Annotated in this window: 11 protein-coding genes; 6 read left to right on the top strand and 5 right to left on the bottom strand. The window is 69.3% G+C overall.

The features are described from left to right. On the bottom strand, positions 1 to 286 hold a 286-nt coding region (locus tag ACFFNX_RS30345), incomplete at its 3' end, for a hypothetical protein (RefSeq protein ID WP_378209292.1). A gap of 145 nt (positions 287 to 431) precedes the next feature. Here ACFFNX_RS30345 and mshD point away from each other — a divergent pair. The 5 genes from mshD to pstB all read left to right on the top strand — a co-directional run bounded on the left by mshD (position 432) and on the right by pstB (position 5,407). Next, positions 432 to 1,301 carry a mycothiol synthase gene (gene mshD, locus ACFFNX_RS30340; RefSeq protein ID WP_378209291.1) on the top strand — a complete coding sequence of 290 codons (870 nt, stop codon included), beginning with the start codon at positions 432 to 434 and terminating at the stop codon, positions 1,299 to 1,301. A 241-nt stretch (positions 1,302 to 1,542) separates the two neighbouring features. Beyond that, positions 1,543 to 2,631 carry a phosphate ABC transporter substrate-binding protein PstS gene (gene pstS, locus ACFFNX_RS30335; RefSeq protein WP_378209290.1) on the top strand — a complete coding sequence of 363 codons (1,089 nt, stop codon included), beginning with the start codon at positions 1,543 to 1,545 and terminating at the stop codon, positions 2,629 to 2,631. A gap of 60 nt (positions 2,632 to 2,691) precedes the next feature. After that, a complete protein-coding gene (pstC, locus tag ACFFNX_RS30330) occupies positions 2,692 to 3,693 on the top strand; it encodes a phosphate ABC transporter permease subunit PstC (protein ID WP_378209289.1) in 1,002 nt (333 codons plus the stop codon). Between the two features lie 36 nt (positions 3,694 to 3,729). Continuing rightward, positions 3,730 to 4,617: a phosphate ABC transporter permease PstA gene (gene pstA, locus ACFFNX_RS30325; RefSeq protein ID WP_378209288.1), complete on the top strand. Its 888-nt coding sequence runs from the start codon at positions 3,730 to 3,732 to the stop codon at positions 4,615 to 4,617. Between the two features lie 13 nt (positions 4,618 to 4,630). After that, on the top strand, positions 4,631 to 5,407 hold the full coding sequence (gene pstB / locus ACFFNX_RS30320) for a phosphate ABC transporter ATP-binding protein PstB (protein WP_378209287.1): 777 nt from the start codon (positions 4,631 to 4,633) through the stop codon (positions 5,405 to 5,407). 140 nt (positions 5,408 to 5,547) lie between these two features. Here the strand turns inward: pstB and ACFFNX_RS30315 are convergent, their stop codons facing one another. Beyond that, positions 5,548 to 6,546: an inorganic phosphate transporter gene (locus ACFFNX_RS30315; RefSeq protein ID WP_378209286.1), complete on the bottom strand. Its 999-nt coding sequence runs from the start codon at positions 6,544 to 6,546 to the stop codon at positions 5,548 to 5,550. Positions 6,547 to 6,592: 46 nt separating this feature from the next. After that, the gene (locus ACFFNX_RS30310) at positions 6,593 to 7,210 is read right to left on the bottom strand and encodes a DUF47 domain-containing protein (protein WP_378209285.1); all 618 of its coding nucleotides are present in this window, start codon (positions 7,208 to 7,210) and stop codon (positions 6,593 to 6,595) included. A 219-nt stretch (positions 7,211 to 7,429) separates the two neighbouring features. On the opposite strand from ACFFNX_RS30310, the gene ACFFNX_RS30305 reads away from it, so the two are divergent. After that, positions 7,430 to 7,711, top strand: coding sequence for a metal-sensitive transcriptional regulator (locus tag ACFFNX_RS30305; protein WP_141955241.1), 282 nt, complete (start codon positions 7,430 to 7,432; stop codon positions 7,709 to 7,711). A gap of 74 nt (positions 7,712 to 7,785) precedes the next feature. On the opposite strand, the gene ACFFNX_RS30300 is transcribed toward ACFFNX_RS30305, so the two are convergent. Both ACFFNX_RS30300 and ACFFNX_RS30295 read right to left on the bottom strand, forming a co-directional pair. Beyond that, on the bottom strand, positions 7,786 to 7,956 hold the full coding sequence (locus ACFFNX_RS30300; protein WP_285568121.1) for a hypothetical protein: 171 nt from the start codon (positions 7,954 to 7,956) through the stop codon (positions 7,786 to 7,788). A 296-nt stretch (positions 7,957 to 8,252) separates the two neighbouring features. Next, the gene (locus ACFFNX_RS30295; RefSeq protein ID WP_378209284.1) at positions 8,253 to 10,181 is read right to left on the bottom strand and encodes a P-loop NTPase family protein; all 1,929 of its coding nucleotides are present in this window, start codon (positions 10,179 to 10,181) and stop codon (positions 8,253 to 8,255) included. Between the last annotated feature and the right edge of the window lie 581 nt (positions 10,182 to 10,762).

Here is a 10,762-nt window from a genome sequence, read left to right as displayed (position 1 = left end):
GCAGGGCGTTCCGCGGCTGCGGGGCCGGTGGAAGGGCGGGCCACTGCCGCGCGGGTCCGCGATCGTACGCGGGCGGCATCGGGGCCGGCGCGCGCGGCGGCTCGTAGTAGCCCCACGGCTCCGCGTACGGCGTCGGCTCGTCGAGGTCGTCCTCGAACGGCGGGTCCGCGAGCGCGACCGGTGCGGCCCATCTGCGGCCCATCAGCGCCAGCACGATCACGAACAGCAGTACGCCGAAGGGCACGGCGAGCAGCCCCGCCATGATCGGCATTCCGGGATCGCCCACGACGGCCGCCTTCCCCGCGCAGTCAGTGCGCAGATGCTATGGCACCCCACCACGCTCGCGGGAGGAGTCGCATACACCCTGAAACCACATCGTGACAGGCGACCTCGGGTCAGGCTCCACGATTCGGCCTATGTAGGCTCCGGACATGAGCCTGGTCGTACGGAACGAACTGACGGACGACGAGGTCGCGGCGGTTCTCGACCTCATCGAGGAGGCCGCGGACGCCGACGGCGTGCGGCCGATCGGTGAGAGCTCCCTGCTGCGGCTGCGCGACGGCGGCGGCGCCGTGCTCGCCTACGACGGCGACACGCCGGCGGGAGTGGCCGTCCTCGACGGCGACGCGGCCGAACTCGCGGTCCGGCCCGCGTTCCGGCGGCGCGGTCACGGCCGCGCGCTCGCCACCGCACTGGCCGGCCAGGTGGAGAGGCTGAACGTCTGGGCCCACGGCGAACTGCCCGGCGCCGTCGCGCTCGCCGAGGCACTCGGCTTCGAACGTTTCCGTGCTCTGTGGAAGATGGAGCGCCCCTCCGGCGCTCCGCTGCCCGAGGTCACTCTCCCGCCCGGCGTACGTCTGCGCACGTTCACCCCCGGCCGGGACGAGGACGCCTGGGTCCGCGTCAACGCCCGCGCCTTCGCCGACCACCCCGAGCAGGGCCGGTGGACGCGAGCGGACCTCGAACGCCGCGAGCGCGAGCCGTGGTTCTCCGCGGAGGGCTTCTTCCTCGCCGAGCGCGAAGACGGGGACGGAGACGAGGCCGCCGGGCTGCTCGGTTTCCACTGGACGAAGGTGCACGATGACGGCCCGATCGGCGAGGTGTACGTGGTCGGCGTCGACCCGTCCGCGCAGGGGCTCGGACTGGGCCGCGTCCTGACGGTCACCGGGCTGCGGCACCTGGAGAGCAGGGGCCTGCCCGCGGTCATGCTGTACGTCGACGAGTCGAACACGGCGGCAACGGCCCTTTACACAAAGCTCGGCTTCGAACTCCGCTCGACCGACGCCATGTACCGCAACTAGTGGTAAATCGGGTAGTCACCAAAGCGTCACCAGCCCTGACGCGCCCGGGTGTGGGGCCGTTAACCGAACGGTCGCCTCTCGTAACACCTACTTTTCCCAGACATCACACCTGAGTTCATTCTCCGTTCACCTAGATCAGAGTGAGTGGACACCTCTTCTCCTTAGCGTCGGGCATCGATGGTGGTCCCAACCTGGACAAACGCCCGGAGGACCGCCCGACTACCTTTGAGGAGAAGTTTCGGTGAAGATCGGCACACGGCTGGCCGCCATCGGCGGCGTAGCCCTCGTGGGTGCGCTTTCGCTGACCGCGTGCGGTACGGACAAGAACGGCGACGCGCCCGCCGCGGCCAGCGGCGACTGCGTGAAGTCCACGGTCAACGCGGCCGGATCCACGGCTCAGGCGAACGCCATGAGCGAGTGGATCAAGGGCTACCAGCAGAGCTGCCCCGGCTCCAACGTGAACTACAACGGCAGCGGCTCGGGTGCGGGCGTCCAGGCGTTCACCGGCGGCCAGGTCGCCTTCGCCGGCTCGGACTCGGCGCTCAAGCCCGAGGAGCACGGCCCGGCCGATGCCCGTTGCAAGAGCGGCAAGGCGCTCGACCTGCCCATGGTCGGCGGCCCGATCGCGATCATCTACAACCTCAAGGGCGTCGACGGCATCCAGCTGGCGCCCAAGACGCTCGCGAGCATCTTCGCGGGCAAGGTCAAGACTTGGAACGACCCGGCGATCGCCAAGGACAACTCCGGCGTGAAGCTGCCGTCCACGCCGATCAAGCCGCTGCACCGCTCGGACGACTCGGGCACGACGGACAACCTGACCAAGTTCCTGCTCGCCACCGCACCGGACGTGTGGAAGTTCGAGGGCGGGAAGACCTGGCCGTCCGCGGCCGGCGGCCAGGGCCTGAAGGGCTCCGACGGCGTCTCCACCGGCGTCAAGCAGGGTGACGGCTCCATCGGGTACGCCGAGCTGTCCTACGCCACCAACGGCAAGCTGCAGACCGCCAAGATCCAGAACGGCTCCGGCCAGTACAGCGAGGTCAGCTCCGACACCGCCTCCAAGGCGATCTCGGGCGCGCAGGTCGCCGGCCAGGGCAACGACCTGTCCCTGTCGCTCGACTACAAGGCCAAGGACGGCTACCCGATCGTCCTGGTCACCTACGAGATCGTTTGCGAGAAGGGTCTCCCCGACGAGCAGGCGAAGTTCGTCAAGTCCTTCCTCACCTACACCTCCAGCCAGCAGGGTCAGTCGATCCTGAGCGGCCTCGGGTACGCGCCGATCCCCGACGCGATCCTGACCAAGGTCCAGGCGGCCGTGAAGGGCCTGGCCTGACCGAGACGGTCTCTGAGCCGGCGCGGATCGACCGCGCCGGCTCGGTGGCATAACCAGCCCATGAGTAACGAGGAGTGCGAACGAGTGACCAGCGAGACCCTTGAGCAGGGTGCCACCGGCTCCCTGGGCGGACGGGGACGCAGACTCAGCACCGGCCGCCTGGGGGATCGCCTGTTCGGCGCCTCTGCCCGCGGTTCCGGCATCCTTCTGCTCCTCATCATCGCGGCGATCGCGGTGTTCCTCATCGCGAAGGCCCTCCCGGCACTGCGGGCGGACAAGGCCAACTTCTTCACCTCACAGGAGTGGAACCCGGACGCGGCCCAGCCGCGGTTCGGCATCCTGCAGCTCGTGTGGGGCACACTGCTGTCGTCCTTCATGGCGCTGATCCTCGCCACGCCGGTGGCGATCGGAATCGCGCTGTTCATCGCCTTCTACTCGCCGCGCCAGCTGGCCTCCGGCCTGGGCTACGTGGTCGACCTGCTCGCCGCCGTGCCGAGCGTGGTGTACGGCCTGTGGGGCCTGCAGTTCTTCGTGCCGAAGATGGCCAGTGTCGCGAACTTCCTGCACGACGACGTCGGCTGGTTCCCGCTCTTCGGCGGCGACAGTGTGGGCGGGCAGTCCATCCTGACCGCCTCCGTCGTGCTGGCGATCATGATCCTGCCGATCATCTCCTCGATCTCGCGTGAGGTGTTCCTGCAGGTGCCGCGGGCGAACGTCGAGGCGGCCCTGGCGCTGGGCGCGACCCGCTGGGAGGTCATCCGGATGGCCGTGCTGCCGTTCGGCCGCTCGGGCATGGTCAGCGCCGCGATGCTCGGCCTGGGCCGGGCGCTCGGCGAGACCATCGCGGTCGCGATGGTGCTGTCCACCGCGTCCGGCATCTCGCTGCGGATCCTCAGGCCGGGCGGAAACACCTTCGCCGCCAACATCGCGAACACCTTCGGCATGGCCGGGAACACGGGCCGCGGCGCGCTCATCGCCTCCGGATTGGTGCTGTTCGTGATCACCCTTGTCGTCAACATGCTCGCCCGGGCGATCGTCGCGCGCCGCAAGGAGTTCGTGTGAACGAGCGAACCGACCAGCACCGGCGAAGGAGGACTCGTGAGCACTCTTGATCAGCCGACACTGCGCGGGGTGTCCGCCGGCCGCAAGGCCAAGGACCGGATCGTCCAGATCTTCGTCTATGTGGCCTTCCTGCTCGCGGTCATTCCGCTGCTGTCCGTCCTGTGGACGGTCGTGTCGAAGGGCATCAAGCGCTTCGACCCGGAGTTCTTCACCCACTCCCTGAACGGCATCGGCGCCAACGACGTCGGCGGCGGCGCGTACCACGCGATCATCGGAACCGTCGAGCAGGTCCTGCTGGCGAGCATCATCGCCATCCCGATCGGGGTGCTGACCGCCGTCTACCTGGTGGAGTACGGCCGGGACAGCCGGCTGGCCAAGCTCGTGAGCTTCTTCGTGGACGTCATGACGGGCCTGCCCTCGATCGTGGCGGGCCTGTTCATCCTGGCGTTCTGGCTCCTGCTGCTCGGTTTCAGCTTCTCCGGCTTCGCCGGCGCGCTGGCACTGTCGATCCTGATGATGCCGACCGTCGTCCGCGCCGCCGAGGAGATGCTCAAGCTGGTCCCGAACGACCTGCGCGAGGCCTCGTACGCGCTGGGCGTGCCCCGGTGGCGGACGATCTGCTTCGTCGTGCTGCCGACGGCCTTCACCGGCATCATCACCGGCATCATGCTGGCCATCGCCCGCGTCATGGGCGAGACGGCTCCCCTGCTGCTGACGGTGTTCGTGACCTCGGCGATCAACAACAACCCGTTCCAGGGACCGCAGATGGCCCTGCCGCTCTTCATCTTCGACCAGGCGGGGCGGCCGAACGATGCCGCGATCAACCGGGCGTGGGCGGCCGCACTCACCCTGATCGTGATCATCATGCTGCTCAACCTCGTGGCACGCATCGTCGCCCGCCTGCGCAAGCCCGTTTCCCGATAGGAGTAGTGCCCCCATGGCCAAGCGGATCGAGATCTCCGGGCTGAACGCCTACTACGGCAAGACCCGGGCCATCGAGGACATCTCGATGACGGTCGAACCCCGCTCCGTGACCGCGTTCATCGGCCCCTCCGGATGCGGCAAGTCGACCCTGCTGCGCACGCTGAACCGCATGCACGAGGTGATCCCCAACGCACGGGTCGAGGGCAAGGTGATGCTCGACGACCTCAACCTGTACGGCTCGGACGTGGACCCCGTCGCGGTCCGGCGTGCGGTCGGCATGGTCTTCCAGCGGCCGAACCCGTTCCCCACGATGTCGATCTTCGACAACGTGGCGGCCGGCCTGAAGCTGAACGGCGTCCGCGGCCGCAACCGGCTCGGCGAGATCGTGGAGCGGTCGCTGCGCGGCGCGAACCTGTGGAACGAGGTCAAGGACCGGCTCAACCGGCCCGGCGCGGGCCTGTCCGGCGGTCAGCAGCAGCGGCTCTGCATCGCGCGGGCGATCGCGGTCGAGCCGCAGGTGCTGCTCATGGACGAGCCGTGCTCGGCGCTCGACCCGATCTCCACTCTCGCCGTCGAGGACCTGATCGCGTCGCTGAAGGACCAGTACACGATCGTCATCGTCACGCACAACATGCAGCAGGCCGCCCGGGTGAGCGACCGGACCGGGTTCTTCAACCTGGCCGGCCAGGGACAGCCGGGGCGCCTGGTCGAGATCGACGACACCAACAAGATCTTCACGAACCCGAGCGAGAAGGCAACGGAGGACTACATCACCGGTCGCTTCGGGTGACGCTCGCGGGAACGAAGGTGTCCGGACGGAGCGGGGGCACCGTCCGGGCACCGGCGTACGCGCCGCGTCTCCCGGAGGAGGAACACGAACCTGGACCGACCGGTGTCCGGCACTCCGCCGCGCTCGGTGCCGGACGCCGGTCAGTGGAACAGGCTGATGACCCCGTACGCGACGGCCGCGACGATGCCGGCGGCCGGGATGGTCAGGACCCAGGCCACCACGATGTTGCCGGCGACGCCCCAGCGCACCGCCGACAGCCGCTTCGTGGAGCCGACGCCCATGATGGCCGCGGTGATCGTGTGCGTGGTGGAGACCGGCGCCTGCCAGATGAACGCCGTGGCGTACAGGACGCTCGCCGCGGTGGCCTCGGCGGCGAACCCCTTCGGCGGGTCGAGCTCGATGACCCGTCGGCCGAGCGTCCGCATGATCCGCCAGCCGCCCGCGTACGTGCCGAGGGACAGCACCGCCGCGCAGATCAGGATGACCCAGACCGGCACGTGGGAGTCAGTCGTGTCCTGGTAACCCGTGGTGACCAGCGCGAGCACGATGATGCCCATGGTCTTCTGCGCGTCCTGGAGGCCGTGTCCGAGCGCCATCGCCGCCGCGCTCAGCGACTGGGCGATGCGGAAGCGGCGGCCCACCCGGCCCGGGTAGGAGTTGCGGAAGATCCACAGGAACCCCGTCATCACCAGGTAGCCGAGGATCAGGCCGATCACCGGCGACAGGACCATCCACAGGACGACCTTCTCCAGCACGTCCGCCCACAGGACGCTGCCGGAGGCCGCGAGCGCGGCGCCGATCAGGCCGCCGACCAGGCCGTGCGTGGACGAGGACGGTAGGCCGAAATACCAGGTGATGAGGTTCCACACGATCGCGCCGATCAGCGCGGCCGCGACGATCGTCAGGCCGTGCAGGTCCTTCGGCGGGTCGATGATGCCGCTGCCGACGGTCTTGGCCACGCCCGTGCCCAGGAACGCGCCGACGAGGTTCATCACGGCGGCCATGGCCAGCGCCGCGCGCGGTGTCAGCGCGCGGGTGGAGACCGAGGTGGCGATGGCGTTCGCCGCGTCGTGGAAGCCGTTGGTGTAGTTGAAGAACAACGCGATGGCGACCACGACGATGAGGGCGGTCAACTCCACTCTCGCGTGTCCTTCCCCTCGATGGCCACGTCGGCCCGGTGCGCGGTCACGATTCCTTGACCGCGATGGTCTCGACGGTGTTGGCCACCTTTTCGAAGGCGTCGGCCGCCGCCTCGAGCTGGTCGACGACCTCCTTGAACTTCAGGACGGTCAGCGCGTCGTACTCGCCGCCGAACAGCTCGGCGAGAAGACGGCGGTAGACCTGGTCGCCCTGGTTCTCGAGACGGTTGATCTCGATCCAGTACTCGCTGAGGTTCTTCATGCCGCGCAGGCGCGGCATCGCCTCGGCGGTGAGCTCGGCGGCCCGTTCGAGCACCTCGACCTGGTCGACGACGTCTCCGGGCAGCTCGTCGATCTTGTAGAGCATCACGAGGTCGGCCGCCGCCTCCATGAAGTCCATGACGTCGTCGAGCGACGACGCGAGCCGGTAGATGTCCTCTCGGTCGAAGGGCGTGATGAAGCTCTCGTTGAGCCTGCGCATGATCGCGTGAGTGAATTCGTCGCCTGCGTGTTCGCAGGCGCGCATCTTCTCCGCGATCCCCTCACGGTTGCCGCCGTCGCTGATGAGCTCCACGAGCAATCTGGCGCCGGTGACCAGATTGTTCGCGGAGTCCGCGAACATGTCGTAGTAGCTGTCCTCACGCGGCGTGAGTCGGAATCGCACGTCCTTCTCCTGAAGTGCGGGAACAGTCCGGAGAGGATGGTACGGCTAACCAGCAGGAAAGCGAACCTTCGCCCCCACGCTACCGACCACATCCCCCTCCAGGCAGCGCGTTCATCCTGGTCTGAGGTGATCACCGACCGTGCTCGCGTGCTCTACCCGGAATAGTGTCGATTGAAACGATCTGTTGCCGTTTACCCCATAGGGGTATACCCTGCGCCCATGCACGGCTACGCGAAGGACAAGGACGCCTACCTGACCCGGCTGCGGCGGATCGAGGGTCAGGTGCGTGGTCTACAGCGCATGGTCGCCGAGGATGAGTACTGCATCGACGTTCTGACACAGGTTTCGGCGGTGACCCGCGCCCTGCAGTCGGTGGCGTTGGGGTTGCTCGAAGACCACCTCGGTCACTGCGTGGCCCAGGCCATCGACGAGGGCGGCCCCGAGGCGGAGGAGAAGGTCAAGGAGGCCTCGGCCGCGATCGCCCGACTCGTTCGTTCGTGAAAAACGTCACATTTCGCCCCCGGTCGCCGTGGCCGTCTCCGCGCCCCCACGGAGACTTCCGACCACGGCGGCCCTCACGACTGGGCTGTGTGACCGATCCCGAGCACCATGTCGATCTCGTCGACCGTCAGCGGACGCTCGGCCGAAGCGACGGCACTGAGCATCTCGGAGTAGAGCTCGATCTCATCAAGCGCGACCCGGTCGTGGACGCGCAGATCCACATTTGCTTGACGCACCGCGTCCACCTCCGCTCGTCCCCACCTGCCATCGAGGCTACGCGCCACCAGCGGATCGGGACATGACCCAAGAGGACCATTCGGCGGCCATCTCCCGAGTGGTCCCCATGGTCTAGTCGCATGGTTCTTCGCCATACGGGTCCCGGCGACCCGTACGGCGTGCTTCAGCCACCGGAACCGACGATCTCGTGGGCGACCACGGCCAGAACGCGCGGCGTCGTCCCAAGGCTGCCCACTGCGCGACGCCTCGCCGCGTCGTCGCCCCCTGGACACCGCTCGCTACGAACGGGGACTTCGAGACAGGCCTAAGGGCGCCGGCCGCGGCCGAGCCGCAGTTCGTGCAGTAGCTGCCCGCCCCGGGACTCCGGCAGGTCGCCCACGGTCAGCCGCGCCACCGCCGCCGGGTCGACCCGCGACCCCGCGAGCCGTGCCGCCTGGCGGGCGACGGTCTGGTCGAACAGGCGGCGTACGGTGTCGGCGAACGCGAACTCCGGATATCTCCGCATGTCGGCGAACCGCTCGATCAGCTCCACCCGCAGCTCTTCGTCGAGCATGTAGAGGTCGCGCTCGGCCAGCCTTGAGAAGAGCTGCACGAGCTGCCGCTCGGTCGGCTCCCCGAACTCGACGATCGCTCCGAACTCCGCGCGGAAGCCGGGCCTGGCGAGCAGGAGGCCCTCCATCTCGTCCGGCGGGCTCGCGCAGATGACCATGAACTTGTCGCGTCGCTCCTCCATGAGACGCGACAGCTCCTCCACCGCGGCCGACATGCGGTCGAGCAGGTAGGCGTCCTCGATGAACAGCACGCCGCCCATGGCCCGGTCCACCGACGCCGCGACGTTCGCCACCGTGTCGCCGCCCGCGAGGTCGCGCGCGCCTCGTACGACGAGCTGCCCGGTGTCGAGGAGGTTCAGCGCCGCGTAGATGCCGCCGATCAGCCCCGCGACGGTCGCCTTCCCGGTGCCCGGCCGGCCGAGGAAGATCAGATGACGGCTGAGGTTGCCGGACGGCAGCCCGCGAACGGCCCGGTCGGCGGCCATGCGGGCCTCGGCGACCAGGCCGCCGACGGTCCGCTTGACCTCGTCCAGCCCGATCATCTCCTCGAGCCCGCGCAGGTAGCCGTCCACGTCGCGAGGAGGCCGCAGCGCCGGCTCTAGCTCCTCGGCCACCCCGACGAAGTCGACCGGCACGAGGACCATCCGGTCGCGCGGGGCCCCGGCCCGGTCGATGTGCCGGGCGACCGCCCGGTCGAGGTACGCCTCCACGAGCCGCGCGCCGACCAGGTCACCGTGGCCGGTGAGCCGCGTCAGATCCCCTCGTACGACGTCGAGCCCGGCCGCGGTGATCGTCGTCCGCCGTTCGTCGGCCAGGACGTGCAGCAGGGCCATCCGGGCCTGGATGTTCGTCAGGTCGGGCAGCCGGAAGACCTGGAAGACCCGGGTCAGCTCGGCGGGCAGCCGCTCGTACGAGGCGGGGTCGCAGGTGGCGATGAGCGCCGCCTTGTTCTCGCGCGCGCCGGTGACGGCGGCCACGACCCTCGCGGGGTCGGCGGCGTCGAAGACGGCGCGGTCCAGCCGCTCGAACAGCAGCGGCGGCCCGGCACCGCGCAGAATCGCGGTCACCGCCGTCACGTGGTCGCCGCGCAGCTCCGAACCGTCGGCCGTACGGACCGAGCCGTCGCCCACCCCGGCGCCGGCGAGCGTACGGGCGACGAGCCGGGTGAGCCGCCGCTGCCCGGTGTGCGCCTCTCCGACGATGAGCAGCGCCAGGGGCTGCCCGGGCTGCCGTCCGCGCCGATGCAGCCGATCGAACAGCTCGCTCGCGTCGTCCGCCCCGCACAGGAACCGGATGCCGAACCGCTCGGCCACCTTGGGCATCGGCGCCGGAGGAGGCGGCGGGGCGATCTGCTCGACGGGACGCTCGGGCATCGGCGCGCCACCGAACAGGTCCGCCTCGGACATGATGCGTGTACCGGGCCGTTCGGGCGGCTCGGACTCCTGCTGATCGAGCATGCGGGTACGCGGCGGCCCGGGCGTCAGGGGCGAGGGCGGCACGACGATGGGGATGGACCCGGCGTCGGCGCGCGTACCGCCGATCCAGTCGAGGTAGGTGGCGTTCTTGGCCTGCTCGAGCGCGTCCAGGGAGGTGGCGTTGTTCACGTGCTCTTCGAGCGAGTCCATCATCGTGACACCGAGAGCCCTGTCGTCGACGGTGTCGTCCTCACCCTCACCGTCCATGACGGTGGCATCGTCGCCCGTGGCATCCGGATACCGAAGCACCCCGAGATCCGCGATGGTCCGATCGTGCAACGAACCGCGCTCGGGGGCGCCTGGAGCCGGAGCTTCTTCGCCCGCGCCGGCTTGAGCCGCGCCCACCTCGTCCCCTGCCGTCGGGGCGACAGAGGCCCCGGAACCGTCTTGCGCGGTGTCGTCGGTGTCGGCGTGGGCGCCGTGGGTGTCGCCACCCGTCGAGCCGACGTCACCGTCGGCGGGAGAGCCGACGACGCCACTCGCAGCACGCGTCTCTTCCGGCGGAGCGAGAGAGCCACCGGCCGGAGACCTCCGACCCGCGACGCTCGACGAGTGCCCGGCATCGCTCCCTTCGGCCGAGGAAGCGGTACGAGCCGTGGCCGACGAGCCCTCGTCTCCCTCTCCTGCGCCGACCCGCTCCTGCGACGACGGAGCAGAAGGGTTCTGTCCGGCGATCGGCACGCCCCGTCCCGCCACACCTTCGCCCGCTCCCACCTGCGCCCCAGAGGACGACCCCGATACACCATCGCCCGCGCCGGGCTGGTCGGCGGACACCGACGCCGCGTCGA

Origin of the sequence: Actinoallomurus acaciae (assembly GCF_042429965.1) — a bacterium.
Taxonomy (GTDB): Bacteria; Actinomycetota; Actinomycetes; order Streptosporangiales; family Streptosporangiaceae; genus Actinoallomurus; species Actinoallomurus acaciae.
The sequence above is the reverse complement of the archived record's forward strand: the minus strand, read 5'-3'. Positions and strand labels throughout refer to the sequence as shown.

What these genes read in the sequence shown, in the direction of transcription:
- pstB (WP_378209287.1), top strand. Translation starts at nt 4,631, where the DNA reads ATGGCCAAGCGGATCGAGATCTCCGGGCTGAACGCCTACTACGGCAAG.
- ACFFNX_RS30295 (WP_378209284.1), bottom strand. Translation starts at nt 10,181, where the DNA reads ATGGACGGTGAGGGTGAGGACGACACCGTCGACGACAGGGCTCTCGGT.
- ACFFNX_RS30305 (WP_141955241.1), top strand. Translation starts at nt 7,430, where the DNA reads ATGCACGGCTACGCGAAGGACAAGGACGCCTACCTGACCCGGCTGCGG.
- pstC (WP_378209289.1), top strand. Translation starts at nt 2,692, where the DNA reads ATGAGTAACGAGGAGTGCGAACGAGTGACCAGCGAGACCCTTGAGCAG.
- mshD (WP_378209291.1), top strand. Translation starts at nt 432, where the DNA reads ATGAGCCTGGTCGTACGGAACGAACTGACGGACGACGAGGTCGCGGCG.